General features: G+C 55.4%; 17 protein-coding genes, 2 tRNA genes and 1 pseudogene. 12 read left to right on the forward strand and 8 right to left on the reverse strand.

Annotation, left to right across the window (positions count from 1 at the left end):
• Window positions 1-8: 8 nt before the first annotated feature.
• Window positions 9-96 (reverse strand) — tRNA-Ser (locus tag ACOTYH_RS02515).
• Window positions 97-350: 254 nt separating this feature from the next.
• Here ACOTYH_RS02515 and ACOTYH_RS02520 point away from each other — a divergent pair.
• The gene (locus ACOTYH_RS02520) at window positions 351-869 is read left to right on the forward strand and encodes a LuxR C-terminal-related transcriptional regulator (protein ID WP_421637534.1); all 519 of its coding nucleotides are present in this window, start codon (window positions 351-353) and stop codon (window positions 867-869) included.
• A 40-nt stretch (window positions 870-909) separates the two neighbouring features.
• On the opposite strand, the pseudogene ACOTYH_RS02525 reads toward ACOTYH_RS02520, so the two are convergent.
• Window positions 910-2523 (reverse strand): annotated as a pseudogene (locus ACOTYH_RS02525) (mechanosensitive ion channel family protein).
• A 173-nt stretch (window positions 2524-2696) separates the two neighbouring features.
• On the opposite strand from ACOTYH_RS02525, the gene ACOTYH_RS02530 reads away from it, so the two are divergent.
• The 3 genes from ACOTYH_RS02530 to ACOTYH_RS02540 are packed head-to-tail and all read left to right on the forward strand — an operon-like array spanning window position 2697 to window position 5490.
• Window positions 2697-3704, forward strand: a complete 1008-nt coding sequence (locus ACOTYH_RS02530; RefSeq protein WP_203453298.1) for an ABC transporter substrate-binding protein — start codon at window positions 2697-2699, stop codon at window positions 3702-3704.
• Complete coding sequence (locus tag ACOTYH_RS02535) at window positions 3701-4732, forward strand: FecCD family ABC transporter permease (protein WP_017384785.1); 1032 nt, start codon at window positions 3701-3703, stop codon at window positions 4730-4732. Before ACOTYH_RS02530 ends, ACOTYH_RS02535 begins: the two co-directional genes overlap by 4 nt.
• Entirely contained in the window at window positions 4729-5490 is a 762-nt protein-coding gene (locus tag ACOTYH_RS02540) for an ABC transporter ATP-binding protein (RefSeq protein ID WP_015570887.1), read from the forward strand. Before ACOTYH_RS02535 ends, ACOTYH_RS02540 begins: the two co-directional genes overlap by 4 nt.
• A gap of 60 nt (window positions 5491-5550) precedes the next feature.
• Here the strand turns inward: ACOTYH_RS02540 and ACOTYH_RS02545 are convergent.
• A tRNA-Ser gene (locus ACOTYH_RS02545) sits at window positions 5551-5638 on the reverse strand.
• A 144-nt stretch (window positions 5639-5782) separates the two neighbouring features.
• Window positions 5783-7411, reverse strand: a complete 1629-nt coding sequence (locus ACOTYH_RS02550) for an ABC transporter substrate-binding protein (protein ID WP_023296279.1) — start codon at window positions 7409-7411, stop codon at window positions 5783-5785.
• A 270-nt stretch (window positions 7412-7681) separates the two neighbouring features.
• Here ACOTYH_RS02550 and yccA point away from each other — a divergent pair, with 270 nt between their 5' ends.
• Window positions 7682-8341: an FtsH protease modulator YccA gene (gene yccA, locus ACOTYH_RS02555; RefSeq protein ID WP_003858127.1), complete on the forward strand. Its 660-nt coding sequence runs from the start codon at window positions 7682-7684 to the stop codon at window positions 8339-8341.
• Window positions 8342-8429: 88 nt separating this feature from the next.
• The gene (gene tusE, locus ACOTYH_RS02560; protein WP_003858129.1) at window positions 8430-8759 is read left to right on the forward strand and encodes a sulfurtransferase TusE; all 330 of its coding nucleotides are present in this window, start codon (window positions 8430-8432) and stop codon (window positions 8757-8759) included.
• Here the strand turns inward: tusE and yccX are convergent.
• Window positions 8756-9037 (reverse strand): acylphosphatase, encoded by a 282-nt coding sequence (gene yccX, locus ACOTYH_RS02565; RefSeq protein ID WP_017693676.1) that lies wholly within the window; start codon window positions 9035-9037, stop codon window positions 8756-8758. The genes tusE and yccX overlap by 4 nt on opposite strands.
• A 93-nt stretch (window positions 9038-9130) precedes the next feature.
• Between yccX and rlmI the strand changes: the two genes are divergently transcribed.
• Together rlmI and hspQ are read left to right on the forward strand one after the other, a co-directional pair.
• A complete protein-coding gene (rlmI, locus tag ACOTYH_RS02570; RefSeq protein ID WP_063135271.1) occupies window positions 9131-10321 on the forward strand; it encodes a 23S rRNA (cytosine(1962)-C(5))-methyltransferase RlmI in 1191 nt (396 codons plus the stop codon).
• A gap of 60 nt (window positions 10322-10381) precedes the next feature.
• Window positions 10382-10699: a heat shock protein HspQ gene (gene hspQ, locus ACOTYH_RS02575; protein WP_003858136.1), complete on the forward strand. Its 318-nt coding sequence runs from the start codon at window positions 10382-10384 to the stop codon at window positions 10697-10699.
• A 32-nt stretch (window positions 10700-10731) separates the two neighbouring features.
• On the opposite strand, the gene ACOTYH_RS02580 is transcribed toward hspQ, so the two are convergent.
• A complete protein-coding gene (locus ACOTYH_RS02580) occupies window positions 10732-11145 on the reverse strand; it encodes a CoA-binding protein (RefSeq protein WP_006809337.1) in 414 nt (137 codons plus the stop codon).
• Between the two features lie 171 nt (window positions 11146-11316).
• Between ACOTYH_RS02580 and csgI the strand changes: the two genes are divergently transcribed.
• Both csgI and mgsA read left to right on the forward strand, forming a co-directional pair.
• Entirely contained in the window at window positions 11317-11979 is a 663-nt protein-coding gene (csgI, locus tag ACOTYH_RS02585) for a curli synthesis inhibitor (protein ID WP_015570892.1), read from the forward strand.
• An 80-nt stretch (window positions 11980-12059) separates the two neighbouring features.
• Window positions 12060-12518, forward strand: a complete 459-nt coding sequence (mgsA, locus tag ACOTYH_RS02590; protein ID WP_063135272.1) for a methylglyoxal synthase — start codon at window positions 12060-12062, stop codon at window positions 12516-12518.
• Between the two features lie 53 nt (window positions 12519-12571).
• Here mgsA and helD read toward each other — a convergent pair whose 3' ends face one another.
• On the reverse strand, window positions 12572-14626 hold the full coding sequence (helD, locus tag ACOTYH_RS02595) for a DNA helicase IV (protein WP_421637535.1): 2055 nt from the start codon (window positions 14624-14626) through the stop codon (window positions 12572-12574).
• Window positions 14627-14748: 122 nt separating this feature from the next.
• Between helD and ACOTYH_RS02600 the strand changes: the two genes are divergently transcribed.
• Both ACOTYH_RS02600 and yccS read left to right on the forward strand, forming a co-directional pair.
• Window positions 14749-15195, forward strand: coding sequence for a YccF domain-containing protein (locus ACOTYH_RS02600; RefSeq protein ID WP_015570894.1), 447 nt, complete (start codon window positions 14749-14751; stop codon window positions 15193-15195).
• Between the two features lie 18 nt (window positions 15196-15213).
• Window positions 15214-17376 carry a YccS family putative transporter gene (gene yccS / locus ACOTYH_RS02605; RefSeq protein ID WP_015570895.1) on the forward strand — a complete coding sequence of 721 codons (2163 nt, stop codon included), beginning with the start codon at window positions 15214-15216 and terminating at the stop codon, window positions 17374-17376.
• Here the strand turns inward: yccS and ACOTYH_RS02610 are convergent.
• Window positions 17333-17959: a TfoX/Sxy family DNA transformation protein gene (locus ACOTYH_RS02610; RefSeq protein ID WP_063135274.1), complete on the reverse strand. Its 627-nt coding sequence runs from the start codon at window positions 17957-17959 to the stop codon at window positions 17333-17335. The two genes, yccS and ACOTYH_RS02610, sit on opposite strands and share 44 nt — an antisense overlap.
• Window positions 17960-18145 lie beyond the last annotated feature (186 nt).

Genomic DNA, 18145 nt, shown 5'->3' on the forward strand with positions numbered 1-18145 from the left:
TTCGAATTTGGCGGAAGCGTAGAGATTCGAACTCTAGAACCCTTTCGGGTCGCCGGTTTTCAAGACCGGTGCCTTCAACCGCTCGGCCACGCTTCCAAAGTGAGGCGCACTATAAACATCTCTGAGCATGATGTAAAGCACGAATTTGCATAACATTACACGTCTTCCGTCCTCCCCTTCCGTCCCGCTGATTTCTTCGCCATCGACTGGCTAAAATGTAAACATTTATTTTTACATTCATAACGTTTATTAGATTCGCGGGTGGTCATTTAGACTCTTTTTCGCACAACACCCATTAACCGTAGATCACTGCGATAAGAGATTAGCCATGACTTTATTTAACGACGATTATGAATTTTTTATTTATCAGTGATAACTATTACCTTTGCCATGGTGTATCAAGCTCCCTGACATCAACCCATTTGATTCGCGATGACGCGGATATTCACAATCTTGATGGGGGCGATCAGGCGATGGATTTTATCATTGCGATTGAACAGGATAAGTTACGCAATAAAACCATTCGGCAGGTCAAAAAAGTTAAGCGTGATTACATTGTCCTGATGCATGAGATAGAAGCCAACCGCGCAGTGAGAATCGATAATATTATCTATTCGTCGATGCATTTTACTGCTCACCCTTTTCAGCAGCTGATGCGCTTTTACCGGGCGCTCAGAACACACTCCTTTACGCGACGCGAATATGACGTGCTGAAGCTGTTTCATTTGGAAAACCATGAGATCGCGAAAAAGCTGCAATTGTCACAAAAAACGACCAGCACCTACCGCGTGAGGATCCTCGAGAAATTAAATATGCGCTCAAAAAACATTCTGGCGATGACCCGTGTAAAATCGGCGATCGTCGATTAAAAGCTGTGACATTTTGCCTTGCCACGGAAAAACCGGGCCGTCACGTTTCGCCCTGAGGGGGTTTGGCTGGCGCGGTATACCAGTTCTCTTTGGTAACCATTACGCTGCCCTCTGGCTGCATAACAAAATTCGGGGACATGATCTGCACGTTAAATTCGTTAAACACATCCTGTATCTGGCTATGCAGTTCATTGCGGGCAACCGCGAGGGACTGTTCGGGCAGCAGACGGACCTGCAATTCGTAAGCGATATACCAGTCCATTAACCCTAACTGGCGTACCAGCGGCGGCTCGGAAAGGTCAATCCCTTTTGCCCGTTTCGCGGCCAGCTCCAGCATGGCATGCACCTGACGCCATGGGGTGTCATAACCGATCGTGACGCTGACCGTCAGATTGAGGCTGCCATCGGGCTGTAGCGCGCTCAGATTGGTGATCTTACCGCTCACCACCACCGCGTTGGGCACGGTAACGACATAATTTTCCCGGGTAATAATTTTGGTCGCCAGCATGCCAATTTCACTGACCTTGCCTTCGTTATCCGCCACCCGAATGACATCGCCTTTGCGCAGAGCGCGGGAGTAAATCAGGACCAGACCGCTCATGGCATGGTTCATCACCCCTGCCGAGCCCAGCGTTAACATCAGGCCAAAGAAGACGCTAATACCTTTAAACGCCAGCGAGTTTGCACCGGGAAGAAACGGCCAGGCGGCGGAGAGAGCAAATAGCCAGACGGCAACGGAAATGAGCTTACGGGTAGCCCCCACGGTTTCCGGATGTACGCCGGGAAGTTGCAGACGACCAGCCTCCACCTGATTGAGCACCATCCTGAGAAGCTTCAGAATTAAAGCGGTAATGAGGAAAATGATCAGCACAATCGTCAGCCCCGGCAAGGCCGAGACAATCGCCAGGGCGATTTGCTGCATCACGCGAAGCGTCCAGTCTCCCAGCGACGTGCCCCACACCCGCGTCCACGGAAACAGACTGAATGCCCAGCTCAGCCAGACGTAAAAGCCGATCAACCCCAGCAGGAACATCAGCAAGGCGTAAAGCCGAATCTCAATTGCGCCAATGTACCGCCGCCAGCTTTGCGGCACCCGGCTGCGATTCTCCACAATACGCCGACGGTAGACGCGCCGGAACCAGCGCCAGGATCGCCACGCGCCGTAGCAGAGCAGCAACAGCGCCAGCAGGCCAGTGGCTGTTTTTACCGTCGACAGCGCCAGCCAGCCGGTATCGTATTGATCGCGCAGCGCCATCCTTTGCGCTTCCATGCGCGCCAGCACGCGCTGTGCGGCCTGATTGAGGGTAAGATCGTCCCCTTCGTCCAAATCCCCTTCCGTCAGCAGCATCACAGGTTTCCCGTTCATCACTATTAGCCGTCCCTGCTGGTTATAGCGGGTCACGGGGACGATGCTGAGCGGCTCACGCACATCCGCCTCGGTAAAATTGCGCAGGGTGTTGCGGAAGCGTAAAACGCGCTCTTCCGGCGTGGTCAGGCCAAATTTCGCCTGGAGCATGACGATGGGCTGATGGAAGATCTAGACCGTTCGGGCGCGCTCCTGATCCATAGGCGCCTGGCGGGGCTCTGCGGCATACGATGAGAAGGCGCTCAGGGCGGCAAAACAGAACGCAAACGCGAGCAGGATCTTTTTCATCCTTACTACCCCAGGTCAGAAATCTTGTTATTTTTCAGGCAACCCGCGAGTGCCAGGTGGGTATGTTGAGAATAGTCCAGCCTTTCGTTTCTGCAACAAGCGACGGTGAGCGTGTTGCTCTCAGTCACAATACATGTATTATGTTATAACATAACAATTTTGGATTGCGTTCTATGTTACTTAAAAATGGGTTATTTCTGGCTTCACTGCTCTTCATGGCGCCTGCCGCTTTCGCCGCAACCACCTGGCCCCTCACGATTGAAAATTGCGGCGTTAAGCAGACCTTTACGCAGGCTCCTCAGCGCGTCGTGACCGTGGGTCAGCATGAAACAGAATTACTGCTCGCACTGGGGCTGGAGAAAACGATCGCCGCGACGTCAGTCTGGTTCGGCAAGCTCCCACCCACGCTGGAGGATGCCGGGAAAAACCTCCCCCGGCTTGCGGATAATTCCCCCTCCTTTGAGGCCGTGGTAGGACAGAAACCTGAACTCGTTCTCGCACAGTATCACTGGCACATTGGTCCGCAGGGAGAAGTGGGAACCCGTGAGCAGTTTGCGTCGCTGGGGATTAATACGTGGATCTCCCCTGCCGACTGCACGGATAAAACGGTAACGGAAACCTCAAACGCAGACGGAGCACGTAGCGCGCCGTTTTCACTGGCGGAAATTACACGGGAAGTGACAGATCTGGCGACGATTTTTGATGTTTCTGCGCGAGGTGAGCAGCTCAATCGTGCGCTGGCGGAGCGTATTAAAAAGGCCCAGGCGCGCACCTCCGCGAAACCACTTAGCGTCGTATTCTGGTTCTCCAGCAGCCGTCTGAATGGCGATCCCTGGGTGGCGGGGAATTACGGCGCGCCTGGCTGGATCAGCCGCACGCTGGGGTTGAAGAACATTATTGACTCTCACGACGAATGGCCCGCTGTAACGTGGGAACATATTGCCCGCTCGCAGCCGGACGTGATTGTTATCGCCGGGATGTCCCGCAGGCTCTACCCTGCCGATGACGTTGAGGTAAAAAAAGCGTTCTTGCGCAGTGACCCGGTGACAAAGAACATGCCTGCGGTCAGGAACAACCACATCATCGTGGTGCCAGCGATGTCGTTAAACCCTTCATTGCGTAACGTCGATGCGGTTGAGCTTATCAGCGATCGGCTGGCTTCTTTCCAGGATGAACAATGAGTCATTTCGCTTTTGACCGCCGCCAGCAGGGTTTACTGGCAGCAGGTGCCATGGCGCTGCCGCTGATGCTGGTCTTTGCCGCCAGTATCGGTGATATGCCGGTGTCGTATGCCAGTACCGGGAAAGCGATCCTCAACGGACTGGGTTTGACCTCTTATGCGTTGCCGCAAACGGAGGAAGGTATCGTCTGGCAATATCGCATGAGCCGGGCAGTAATGGCCGCGTGCAACGGCGGCGGCCTGGCGTTGTGCGGGCTGGTGTTACAGTCGATCCTGCGTAACCCTCTGGCTGAGCCTTATCTGCTGGGGATTTCCGCGGGCGCATCGCTGGGGGCCGTCTGCGTGATGCTTCTCGGCATCGGGGGGAGCGTGATTGGCGTAAGCAGCGGTGCGTTTGTCGGCTCGTGCGCCGCCTTTGCGCTCATCATGGTGATAACAAACGGAATGAGTGAAAGCCCGTCGCGCATTTTGCTGGCTGGCATTGCGGGCACCCAGCTCTTCAACGCCATGACCGCGTACGTCGTCAGTACGTCCGCCAATGCCGAGCAGTCCCGTAGCGTCATGTTCTGGCTGCTGGGAAGTCTGAGCGGCGTGCGCTGGCCTGACGCGCTGCTGGCGCTGGCCGTTACGCTTGCGGGTTTACTGGTGGTATTGCTCTTTTCACGGGCGCTGGACACCTTCACCTTCGGGGATGAGGTCTCCACCACGCTGGGGATCCCGGTTACCGCCGTGCGTATTGTCTTATTGCTGACCTGTGCCATTGTTACCGCAACGCTGGTGAGCGCCACGGGCGCAGTGGGGTTTGTCGGGCTGGTCATTCCCCATGTAACGCGCATGCTATGTGGGCCGGGCCATCGTCTATCTATCCCGCTGACGTTTCTTATCGGCGCCCACTTTATGATCCTCGCCGATATCGTCTCACGCACGCTGATTGTGCACCAAGTTCTGCCCATCGGGGTGGTGACTGCGCTGGTGGGCGCCCCCGTCTTTGTGGCGTTGCTTTATCAAAACCGAAAGGAGCATCCATGAATATTACTGTGGCCGGGTTAACCGTAACCCGACAAGCGCAGACGGTGCTTAAGGATATCGATCTCGACCTGCCATCCGGGCAGATTATCGGCCTGTTAGGGCCAAACGGCTCGGGCAAGTCGACGCTGCTGCGCTGTCTCGCCGGGCTGTTTCCACGACTCAGCGAACGCGTGGCGCTTAATGGCACAACGCTCGGCATGATGCCGCTGAAAAAACGCGCGCAGCACATGGCGTTTGTCCCGCAACATGCTGAGGTCGACGGAGAACTGACCGTTGAGGACATTGTCAGACTGGGGCGTACGCCCTACCGGAAAACATTCCAGAAAACCTCGCGCGACGATGAGGCTGCGGTTGAGCAGGCGATTGGCCTGATGCAGTTATGCCGCTTACGCCAGCGGCGATGGCACTCTTTGTCTGGCGGAGAGCGCCAGCGAAGCCAGATAGCCCGCGCGCTGGCCCAGCAGCCGCAGGTGCTGTTGCTCGATGAACCGACAAACCACCTGGACATTCAGCACCAGCTGGAGCTGATGCGGCTCGTTTCACAGCTGCCGCTTACGGTGGTGGTTGCACTGCACGATCTCAATCTTGCGGCCAATTATTGCCAGCGTCTGATCCTCCTGAAGGCCGGGCAGATCGCCGCCACGGGCGCGCCCGAAGCGGTTCTGACGCCGGCAAACATCGAGGACACCTGGTGCGTAAAAGCTCAGGTCTGCAAGGCCGACGCCGGGATCACGATAAGCTACAACATGGTGGCATGACGGAAGACTGGCGCAAAAATAAAAACCCCTGCGATATTGCTATCGCAGGGGTTTCGAATTTGGCGGAAGCGTAGAGATTCGAACTCTAGAACCCTTTCGGGTCGCCGGTTTTCAAGACCGGTGCCTTCAACCGCTCGGCCACGCTTCCTAAGTGAGGCGAACTATAAACACCTCACCGCGCGCTGTAAAGAGTGCGCGCATTCGTTCGCTTTAAAAATAGCCAAAATGCGTTTAATCGGTTGAATAGACGACAGATTGGCCGTTTTGGCAGCATAATATCCACCGCGGATCGTTAGTGCTTTTTGATGTACATATCTTTGGTGTAGTAGTACCCGAGCTTGTCTGGCGTGAAGCCCCCTACCCACGGTTTCACCAGGTGCGTGCGCACGTAATGATAGACCGGGATCGCCGGTACATCCCGTCCCAGCAGATCTTCTGCCTGCTGGTAGAATTTACCGCGCTCCTCCGCCGTTTTCGATTTCGCCGCGTTCACCAGTGCCCGATCGTAGTCCGGATTGCTGTACTGAGTGGTGTTTTGGCTGTCCCCGGTACGGAAGTTGTTCAGGAAGGTTGCCGCATCGTCGTAATCGGCAATCCAGGCGTAGCGTACCGCGTCAAAGTTATGGGTGTGCATGGTATCAAGCATGGTTTTCCACTCCTGATTTTGCAGCTTCGCCTCCACGCCGAGGTTCTTCTTCCACATTGAGCTGGCGGCAATGGCAATACGCTGGTGCGATTCCGAGGTGTTATAGAGGAGATTAAAGCTGAGCGGATGGCTGTCGTTAAATCCGGCTTCGGCCAGCAGCTTTTTCGCCTCGGCAATGCGTTTATCCATCGGCCAGCTGGCGTAATCCGGGTTCTGGAGCTTGACGCCGCCAATATCCGGCTGGCTGATCAGCCATGCCGGGCGCTGGCCCTGCCCTAATACTTTCCCGGCGATGATGTCTTTATCCAGCGCCAGGTTCAGCGCCTTGCGCACGCGGGCGTCGTTGAACGGCGGCCGGGTGGTGTTGAACTGATAATAATAGGTGGCAAGCTGCGGTGAAACGTCCAGCTCGCTCCCCAGCGTTTTCTTCAGCTGAGCAAACTGGTTGATCGGCACCGTGTAAACAATGTCGATTTCGCCCGCTTTGTAGCGGTTGACGTCAGCAGCTTCAGAGGAAATGGGCAGATAGGTCACCTTGTTGATGACGGTATGTTCGTTATCCCAATATTTCGGGTTACGCACCGCCACAATGCGTTCGTTAACCACCCACTGTGACAGTTTATAGGCCCCGCTGCTGACGAAGTGCTCCGGTTTGGTCCACTTATCACCGAAACGGCCTACCAGGACTTTATCAATTGGCACCAGAGACGGGTGAGCCAGCATCGCCAGGAAAGCGGCGTTAGGTTGCGTGAGCGTAACTTCCAGCGTGGTGTCATTGATGGCTTTCACCCCCAGCGACTCGGGCGCTTTTTTGCCTTCTGCGATATCAGTGCCGTTGACGATACGCATACTACCGGGATAGCTGGCATACGGAGAGGCGGTTTTCGGGTCGACCAGCCGCTGCCAGCTCCAGACAATATCTTCCGCGGTGATGGGGGTTCCATCGCTCCAGGTAATGCCCGGACGCAGATGGAACGTCCAGACGGTGTTGTCTTTATTTTCCCATTTCTCCGCCAGGCGCGGCTGGATTTCACCTGCCGGAGAGACGCTGACCAGCCCGTCGAATAAATCGCTGATAATATTGAATTCGACATCGCTTTCGACTTTATGCGGGTCGAGCGAGGCGGGTTCACTGCCGTTGTTCCTGACCAGTTCCTGCTTATCTGCCAGCTGGGTTCCTGCCGGCACGTTAGCCGCCCAGGTTGCCGTACTGGCGCACAGGATCCCTGCGGTTAACAAAGAGAGTGTAAAGTGCGTGCGTGTTTGTGGTTTCATTTCCTTCGCCTTATTGTCTGTTTTTATGACGATCCGGAAATAACTCTTAGCGGCCTTAGGGAAATAACGCAATATTTTTCAGTGACCTATAAGAGGTTGATCTGAATACGCCCTACAAACCGCACTTCATTCTGAGTACAAAGGCTTTGCCAGAATAAAAATCCAGCATAATCCCTAAGGGGCTGAGTAAAGATGGGTAAAACCACTTTGCGTCTGCCGCGCCGTTTCCTATTCTTTGCGCTAATTACATCTGTCATAAGAGAGTGACTCATGGATCGTATAATTACTTCTTCACGCGACCGCACATCGCTACTCAGCACCCATAAGGTGCTGCGCAATACCTATTTCATGCTCAGCCTGACGCTGGCGTTTTCGGCGATCACCGCGACGGCCAGCACTGTACTGATGCTGCCTTCTCCGGGCCTGATCCTCACGCTGGTAGGTATGTACGGTCTGATGTTCCTGACCTACAAAACCGCGGATAAACCGGTGGGTATTCTCTCCGCGTTCGCCTTTACCGGCTTCCTGGGCTACATTCTGGGGCCAATCCTGAATGCCTATCTGTCTGCCGGAATGGGCGACGTAATTGGTATGGCGCTGGGCGGTACCGCGCTGGTGTTCTTCTGCTGCTCGGCCTACGTGCTGACCACCCGTAAGGACATGTCCTTCCTTGGCGGTATGCTGATGGCAGGTATCGTGATTGTGCTGGTCGGTATGCTGGCGAACATCTTCCTGCAATTGCCTGCGCTGCATCTGGCAATCAGCGCGGTGTTTATCCTGATTTCATCCGGCGCAATCCTGTATGAAACCAGCAACATCATTCACGGCGGTGAGACGAACTATATCCGCGCCACTGTGAGCCTGTATGTGTCGCTGTACAACATTTTTGTCAGCCTGCTGAGCATCCTGGGCTTCGCCAGCCGCGATTAACTCACCGTGCTGTGAACAGGGCCCCGCTTATGCGGGGCTTTGTTTTTTTGGTAGACTTAGGCGGTTTTTGACTAACGTGTGAATGAATATGTTGAGTTTTGAAGGCAAAGAGATCGAAACCGATAACGACGGTTATCTGAAAGAGAGCAGCCAGTGGAGCGAAGCGCTGGCGGAGAAAATTGCGGAAAACGAAGGAATCACCCTCTCCCCGGAACACTGGGAAGTGGTGCGCTTCGTGCGAGAATTTTACCTTGAATTCAACACCTCGCCGGCTATCCGCATGCTGGTCAAAGCCATGGCGAATAAATTTGGCGAAGAGAAAGGCAACAGCCGTTATCTGTATCGCCTGTTTCCGAAAGGCCCGGCTAAACAGGCGACAAAAATCGCCGGCCTGCCAAAGCCGGTAAAATGCATTTAATAGCGAATACTGAAGTCAGCGTATTCCCGGTCGGGTTGATGCGGTTCCGTTAGCACCTTATCAACCCGCGCGCTGCGCGGTCCGCCCGCTTTCAGCCACGCCACCAGCTTCTCAACCCGATCCGCCTCACCGCAGGCCACAACCTCCACGCTGCCATCATCCATGTTACGCGCATACCCTGTCAGCCCGAGCTGAAGGGCTTCGCGCTGGGTGCTGTAGCGGAATCCGACGCCCTGTACAAGGCCATGGACCCAGGCAATGGTGCAAACATTTGACATCATCCTTCTCCTTATCCGACTGGCGCGTTGCATTTCCTCACTGAAGTCGGGAAAATGGCGGCCTTTTCATTGGAATCGACAGAATAGCAAATTATGAGTGTACGTTTAGTGTTAGCCAAAGGGCGCGAGAAGTCATTACTGCGCCGTCATCCCTGGGTCTTTTCCGGCGCGGTTGCCCGCATGGAAGGTAAAGCCAGCCTCGGTGAAACCATCGATATTGTTGACCATCAGGGGAAATGGTTAGCACGCGGCGCATACTCGCCAGCATCTCAGATCCGCGCGCGCGTCTGGACGTTCGATAAAGACGAAACCATCGATATCGACTTCTTTGTCCGTCGTTTGCAACAGGCGCAGCAGTGGCGCGAGTGGCTGGCAAAGCGTGACGGGCTGGACAGCTATCGTCTGATTGCCGGAGAGTCCGACGGGCTGCCGGGCGTGACCATTGACCGCTTCGGCAATTTCCTGGTGTTGCAGCTGTTGAGCGCCGGGGCGGAATACCAGCGTGCCGCGCTGATTAGCGCCCTGCAAACCCTGTTCCCGGATTGTGCCATTTACGACCGCAGCGACGTGGCGGTACGTAAAAAAGAGGGCATGGAGCTGACGCAAGGCCCGGTCACCGGCGAACTGCCGCCTGCCCTGCTGCCTATCGAAGAACATGGCATGAAGCTGCTGGTGGATATCCAGGGCGGCCATAAGACCGGTTATTACCTCGACCAGCGTGACAGCCGTCTGGCAACGCGCCAGTACGTTGCCGATAAACGCGTGCTGAACTGCTTCTCTTATACCGGCGGCTTTGCGGTCTCTGCCCTGATGGGCGGCTGTGCTCAGGTGGTGAGCGTCGACACCTCACAGGAAGCGCTGGACGTGGCGAAGCAGAACGTTGAGCTGAACAAGCTGGATCTGAGCAAAGCGGAGTTTGTGCGCGACGACGTATTCAAACTGCTGCGTAAATACCGCGACCAGGGCGAGAAATTTGACGTCATCGTGATGGACCCGCCGAAGTTTGTTGAAAACAAAAGCCAGCTGATGGGCGCCTGCCGTGGCTATAAAGACATCAACATGCTGGCGATCCAGCTGCTGAACCCGGGCGGCGTGCTGCTGACGTTCTCCTGCTCTGGCCTGATGACGACAGATTTATTCCAAAAAATCATCGCCGATGCCGCAATAGATGCGGGTCGTGATGTACAATTTATAGAGCAGTTCCGTCAGGCCGCCGATCACCCGGTGATCGCTACCTACCCGGAAGGGCTGTATCTGAAAGGGTTTGCCTGTCGCGTCATGTAACTTGAAAAGAGAAATATTGCCCGCACATAGTGTGTATGTAATGTTTCCCGGGAGGTGACTATGATTGCCAGCAAATTCGGTATCGGCCAGCAGGTCCGCCACACCTTGCTTGGATATTTGGGTGTGGTCGTGGATATCGACCCGGAGTATTCCCTTGATGAACCGTCAGCAGACGATCTGGCCGTTGACGCAGAGCTTCGCGCCGCGCCCTGGTATCATGTGGTTATGGAGGGCGACGATGGTCAGCCTGTCCATACCTATCTTGCCGAAGCGCAGCTGAGTGGTGAACTACAGGATGAGCATCCGGAACAACCCACTATGGACGAGCTTGCTCAGACCATCCGCAAACAGTTACAGGCACCAAGACTGCGCAACTAAAGGTGTAAAAAAGCCCGTCAAACGGGCTTTTTTTATTTTGCCAGCCCCAGACGGGGAATATCGATTGCCGGACAGCGATCCATCACCACCTTCAGCCCGGCATCGCGCGCCAGCACGGCCGCCTGCTCATTAATCACGCCCAGCTGCATCCACAGCGTTTTCGCGCCGATGGCAATCGCCTCCTGCGCCACGCCCCAGGCCGCCTCTGAATTACGAAAAACGTCCACCATATCCACCTTTTCCGGCACGTCCGCGAGCGTCGCATAGCCCTGCTGGCCCAGCAGCGTTTTCCCCGCCACCTTCGGCGAGACCGGGATCACGTGATAACCCTGATCCAGAAGGTATTTCATGACCCGATAGCTTGGGCGATCCGGTTTATCGCTCGCGCCGACCAGCGCGATAGTGCGCGTGGACGTCAGAATCTCGACAATGTCGTTCTCTTTCATGCTCTTCCTCCTGGCTTTTTTCAAAGTGTACGTCAAAGCGGACATCTCAACCACGCATCCCATACAGAAGTATGAGGGCAAAACGGCAGAATATGTCTATATGTTAGTAAACGTGTTTGTCGAAAACTTTTGATACATTCTTACCGGGTAGTTTGTCTACAGGAGTCTGCTATGAAAACCGGCATTGCCTGGGCTATGGTTGCGTTAATCATGCCGGTTTGTGTTTTCGCAACCACCCTCAGACTCTCAACCGACATTGACCTGCTGGTGCTGGACGGGAAAAAAGTCTCCAGCTCCCTGCTGCGGGGTGCAGACAGTATCGAGCTGGATAACGGCCCGCACCAGGTGGTTTTTCGGGTGGAAAAGACCATTCGCCTCGCCGACAACGAACAGCAGGTGTACATTTCGCCTCCGCTGGTGGTCAGCTTTAATACCCAGCGTATCAGCCAGGTCAATTTTCGTCTCCCGCGCCTTGAGACAGAAAAGGAGTCACTGGCATTTGATGCCTCGCCGCGCATTGAACTGGTGGACGGGGACTCCATGCCCATCCCGGTAAAACTGGATATTCTGGCGCTGACAAAAAGGCCAAAGGGAACAGACTATGAAGCGGACACCGAGACCTACAACAGGGCCAGCAGGCGCGCCTCGCTGCCCCAGTTCGCCACCATGATGGCGGATGACAGTACCCTGCTTTCGGGCGTATCGGAGCTGGATGTACTCCCCCCTCAGTCGCAGACCCTTACTGAGCAACGCCTCAAGTTCTGGTTCCAGAATGCCGATCCGGACACGCGCGCCCGTTTTCTGCAATGGGCGAAGCAACAACCTTCGTCGTAAGCCACATTTTTTCGTCCTTTCTCTTGCAGCATCAGCCAGTTCCCGTCATCGTGTAGCGAGGTAACCTCACGGATAAGATTATGGAACTGACAACACGCGCACTTCCGGCGCGCAAGCACATTGCTCTGGTTGCGCACGATCACTGTAAACAAATGCTGCTTAACTGGGTTCGTCGCCATCAGCCTCTTTTACAGCATCATGCCCTTTCTGCCACGGGAACAACCGGCAACCTGATCCACCGCGAAACCGGTCTGGAAGTGAATGCCATGCTGAGCGGCCCGATGGGGGGTGACCAGCAGGTAGGTGCTCAGATTTCAGAAGGTAAAATTGACGTTCTGATTTTCTTCTGGGATCCGCTGAACGCGGTTCCGCATGATCCGGACGTTAAAGCGCTGCTGCGTCTGGCGACGGTGTGGAACATTCCGGTAGCCACCAATCTTTCAACGGCAGATTTCATCATTGAATCGCCGCAGTTTAACGATCCGGTGGAGATTTTGATCCCGGATTATCAGCGTTATCTTGCGGAGAGACTGAAGTAGTTTTTTGCCCGGTGGCGCTGCGCTTACCGGGCCTACAGAATTTGCCCGGCGCGTTACGGCTTTCTCGCCACCGGCACGTCAATACTTTTCAAAATATCGACAAACACCGACGGCTCCTCTTTGTTGAACAAGAGCCACACGCGATGGCGCGCGCGGGTTATCGCCACGTACAGTAAGCGCCGCTCCTCTGCATCCGGGAAATCTTCCGGAACAGGTAATAACGCCTCTTCCATCACGGATTCCCGCGCCGGTGCCGGGAAACCGTCGCTCCCCTCTTTTAGCCCCACCACAATCACGTAGTCGGCCTGCTGCCCTTTACTGGCGTGAATGGTCATAAAATCGAGCTGAAGTTTTGGCCAGCGCGTCGCCGCTTTTTCCAGCGCCGTCGGCTTGAGGTGGTGATAACGCGCCAGCACCAGAATCCGTTCATCCGGTTTCGCATAGCCACTCAGTTTATCCAGCAGCGGTTCCAGCTGATCGCCCGCCAGCAGCGTGACGGCCTTTTTATCCCCCGACGTCAGGCTGTTAAGCGGTTTCGACAGCTGGTGCGGGTTCTGCTGAATAAAACGGTTGGCTATTTCGCCAATCCGCGCGTTGAAGCGGTAGGTGGTGTCCAGATCGCTGCGATCGCCTTCCCCAAAATAGTGGTGGAAGGCCGTCGTGAGGGATAGTTGCGCCCCGCTGAAACGGTAGATAGCCTGCCAGTCATCGCCCACGGCAAACAGCGACGTGTGTTTATTCTGCGCCCGCAGCGCCGAAAGCAGCGCAGCGCGCTGCGGCGAGATATCCTGAAACTCATCCACCAGAATGTGTTTCCACGGGCTGACGAAGCGCCCTTTCTCCAGAATGATGATGGCCTGATGGATCAGCCCCGAAAAATCGACCGCGTTTTCGTCTTTCAGCGCGGTTTTCCACGCTTTCAGCATCGGCGCCATCAGCTTAACCCGTTTAGAAAACACAGCGCGGATCGACTCCGGTGCGCTTTCTATCATCTCCGCCTGAGAGCCGCCGTGCATGCGCATCAGGCTTACCCACCGGTCGAGACGAGAGCCCAGCCGGCGCGCCAGCTTTTCATCCTGCCAGAAGCTGCCCTCCGGCACCTCCCAGCTGAGTTCCTCTTCAAGCCACTGACGCCAGCCTTTCGCCTGCGCCTTTTTTTCACTGCACTGCTGACGCCATGCCTTGATAAACAGCGCCTGGCGAGCCTGAGCGTCGTTCTCCAGCTTGCTGACAACAGGAACTTTTTTGCTGCCCTGTTGAATGATGTGTAAAGCGAGGGAGTGGAACGTGCGCGCCGAGATATCCTGGGTATGCAAACGCGCCTGAATGCGCTCATCCATCTCCTGCGCAGCCTTGCGACCAAAGGCCAGCAGCAAAATCTGGTCTGCAACCGCCTCGCCCGTTGTCAGAAGCCAACCCGCGCGCGCCATCAGCACCGACGTTTTGCCGCTCCCGGCACCTGCCAGCACCAATAAAGACTGTTCGCCATTCACCACGGCGCGCGCCTGGGCAGGATTGAGGGGCGATGACTCCACTGTACTGAAGAAGTCGGCATATTGCGTAAGCATCGCCTCAGTCCAGGCCTGGTTATGCGCCAGACGGCTTTTCTCGATATCGCTCAGCCAGGCCTGGCACTTCCGCCACGCGTCGCGGCAGTTCTCAAATTCCTCAAGCCGCGCCACCGGTAAAGGCAATGCCGTCAGCGCCTGGGCGATTTTTTGCTGAAGCCCGGCGGTTTGCTGGCGCGTCAGCCACTTCTGCTGCGTATTGCTTAGCGCGATATCGTCCAGCACCTGTTGCAGAACCTGTGCGGCAATCACGCTCATCTCCTGGCTCCACTGCTGCCAGCGCGTGTTCAGATGATGGTGGAAGCGTTGGGTTTCCGCCCACTCGGTCCCGTGGAGTCGCACCACTTTGTCTGCCGGCAGGACGAACTCCAGCTCCCCCCATACCAGCCCTCGTTTACAATGAATGGCCAGTAGCTGATTAAACGGAATAAGGTATTCGTGGCGTTCACCGGAGACTTTCACTCCTGCATTGAGCAGGACAATCTTGTCGTAAGGGTGCTGCGCCAGGCGTTTGCCCATTGAAGTTGCTTTCAGTTCCATATCCTGCCGGATCCACGAGGTCATAATTTGTCAGACAGTTTAACTGCCAGTTTTAAGGTGCTCCAGTCCAAAAAAACGTTACAATCACCGGGCGTTAATCATATCGAAGGAAATGAGGGTTTATGCGTACCGTTCTGAATGTGTTGAATTTTGTCCTTGGCGGTTTTGCCACCACCCTTTCCTGGCTTTTTGCCACTCTGGTGAGCATCGTGCTCATCTTCACCCTTCCGCTGACGCGCTCCTGCTGGGAAATCACCAAACTGTCCCTCGTTCCTTATGGAAATGAAGCCGTACACGTGGATGAGCTGGAGCCGGAAAGAAAAAATGCCTTCATGAATACCGGCGGCACGCTGCTGAATATTTTATGGCTGATCTTCTTTGGCTGGTGGTTGTGTCTGATGCATATCTTCGCCGGTATCGCCCAGTGCATCACGATTATAGGCATTCCGGTTGGCATCGCTAATTTCAAAATTGCTACCATCGCCCTGTGGCCGGTAGGACGCCGTGTTGTCCCGGTCGAAGTCGCGCAAGCCGCGCGTGAAGCCAACGCCCGTCGCCGTTTTCAGTAATAAGGACTGGCCGCACTCATGCTAAGCCCCCTGCTTCGTCGCTATACGTGGAACAGTAACTGGCTGTATAACGTCAGGATCTTTATCGCCCTCTGCGGCACCGTCGCTCTGCCGTGGTGGCTAAATGATGTGAAGCTCACCATCCCCCTCACGCTTGGGGTGGTGGCCGGCGCGCTGGCGGATCTCGACGACCGCCTGGCCGGTCGTTTGCGTAATCTGGTCATTACGCTGGTCTGCTTCTTTATTGCTTCCGCCTCCGTTGAGCTGCTTTTCCCCTGGCCCTGGCTGTTTGCCTTAGGGCTGACGGTGTCCACCAGCGGCTTCATTTTGCTCGGCGGCCTCGGGCAACGCTACGCCACTATCGCGTTTGGCGCCCTGCTGATTGCCATTTACACCATGCTGGGCGTCTCTCTTTACGATCAGTGGTATCAACAACCGGTCCTGCTGCTGTTGGGCGCTATCTGGTATAACCTGCTGACCTTAACCGGGCATCTTATTTTTCCGGTTCGTGCCTTACAGGACAACATTGCCCGCAGTTACGAACAGCTGGCCCACTATCTGGAGCTGAAATCCCGGCTGTTTGATCCGGATATTGAAGAGGACAGCCAGGCGCCCCTGTACGATCTGGCGCTGGCAAATGGCCAACTGGTCGCCACGCTGAATCAGACCAAAGCGTCTCTGCTCACCCGTCTGCGCGGCGATCGCGGTCAGCGCGGTACCCGGCGCACACTGCACTACTACTTTGTCGCCCAGGATATTCACGAGCGCGCCAGCTCCTCGCATGTGCAGTACGCTGACCTGCGCGAGAAATTCCGCTACAGCGACGTGATGTTCCGTTTCCAGCGCCTGCTGTCGATGCAGTCTCAGGCCTGCCAGCAACTTGCGCGCTCAATACTGCTGCGCACGCCCTATCAGCACGATCCTCGCTTTGAACGCGCATTCAGTCATCTGGATGCGGCCCTCGATCGCGTTCAGGCCAGTGGGACATCGCCGGAACAGTTCAAAGCCCTGGGATTCTTGCTCAACAACCTGAGAGCCATCGATGCTCAGCTCGCCACCATTGAGTCTGAACAGGCGATGGCAATGCCGGGCAATGACGCCGACAACCAGCTTGCCGACGACAGTCTCAACGGTTTCAGCGATATGTGGCTGCGCCTGAGCCGTCATTTTACGCCGGAATCCGCCCTCTTTCGCCATGCGGTAAGGATGTCGCTGGTTCTGTGCGTCGGCTATGCATTTATCCAGATAACAGGGTTGCACCACGGTTACTGGATCCTGCTGACCAGCCTGTTTGTCTGCCAGCCGAACTATAACGCTACCCGCCATCGGCTCGCGCTGCGTATTGTCGGGACATTAGTCGGGGTCGCCATCGGGCTGCCGGTGCTCTACTTTGTGCCATCCGTAGAAGGGCAACTGATCCTGATTGTGATTACCGGTGTACTGTTTTTCGCCTTCCGCAATGTGCAGTACGCCCACGCCACGATGTTCATCACGCTGCTGGTGCTGCTCTGCTTCAATCTGCTGGGTGAAGGCTTTGAAGTGGCCCTCCCCCGCGTTATCGACACGCTAATCGGCTGCGCCATTGCCTGGGCGGCGGTGAGCTTTATCTGGCCGGACTGGCGTTTTCGTAACTTACCGCGCGTGTCCGACAGAGCAATGAACGCCAACTGCCGCTATCTGGATGCTATTCTTGAGCAATACCATCAGGGTCGCGATAACCGTCTGGCCTATCGGATTGCCCGTCGCGATGCGCATAACACGGACGCAGAGCTGGCTTCCGTTGTCTCGAATATGTCAACTGAGCCGCGCGCCACGGCAGAAATCCGGGAGACAGCCTTCCGCCTGCTGTGTCTGAACCACACGTTCACCAGCTATATCTCTACCCTTGGCGCCCACCGTGAGAAACTGACAAATCCGGGCATCCTGGCGCTGCTGGACGACGCCGTTTGCTACGTTGATGATGCGCTTCATCATCAACCTGCGGATGAGCCACGGGTTCACCAGGCACTGGATGAACTGGTGCAACGTATCGCACACCTTGATCCTGGCACCGACAACAAAGCTCCGCTGGTCCTACAGCAAATTGGCCTGCTTATCGCTTTGCTGCCGGAAATTTGTCGGCTGCGACAGAAGATCGCTACCTGGCGGAATGATGGCCCTGCGACTCAGGCAGCGCATTAAACCACTCCATAAGCTCCCGGCGAATATCCGCCGGGAGTGCCGCTTCATGTAACCCTTCGATGGCGCCTTCAAGCGCGAACAATACCCGGATACTCAGCGCTTTATTCTTAGAGCGCATTTTCAGCCAGCTCGTCTTCGCCCCCAACTGTCGTAGCGTCTCTTCATTGGTAATGCCCGCCTCCATAAGCAGGACCTCAATCTGAAAGGTCAGGTTCGGCAGATCCTTAAGCCGGTTACGCTGATGGCGCTGGTAGCGCTCTTTCCTGGCGGCATCGAGCGCAAACGAGGAGAGCTGAAGCAGCTTTTCCCTGTTTTGCCACAGACCTTCATCCACACGGTAGTAATTAAGCAGCACTGGCCGTCCTCGTTTCATCAGGGTCAGAAAAGAGGAGGCGTTTTTTACACAGTATTTTGCACTTTGCTCAGAGGCGCGAAGGTACAGCTCGCCGTCAGACACCATCGCGAACACCGCTTCATCCACGGCCAGGGTATAACCGCCAAACAGGGCGCGATGATGAATTTCGCCCAGCGGAGAGAGGTATTCCTGAGATTGATAAATCCGATCATAAGATATCTTTTTCATGATAATTCCATTAAAAATCATACAGTAAACACGATATTTCTTACTAACGGATCCGTTAGCAGGAAAATAGGCAACTTATTGCCGTTGGGCAAGATGATTTTTTCAGGTTCACCAGGAATGGATGAAATTTGCGAGTCGCTTTCCGAAAATGAGGTTGATCTTTATGCACACAGGGGTTACTGTATA

The organism is Enterobacter cloacae complex sp. SHL001 (assembly GCF_049236825.1).
In the GTDB taxonomy this organism is placed as follows: domain Bacteria; phylum Pseudomonadota; class Gammaproteobacteria; order Enterobacterales; family Enterobacteriaceae; genus Enterobacter; species Enterobacter hormaechei_C.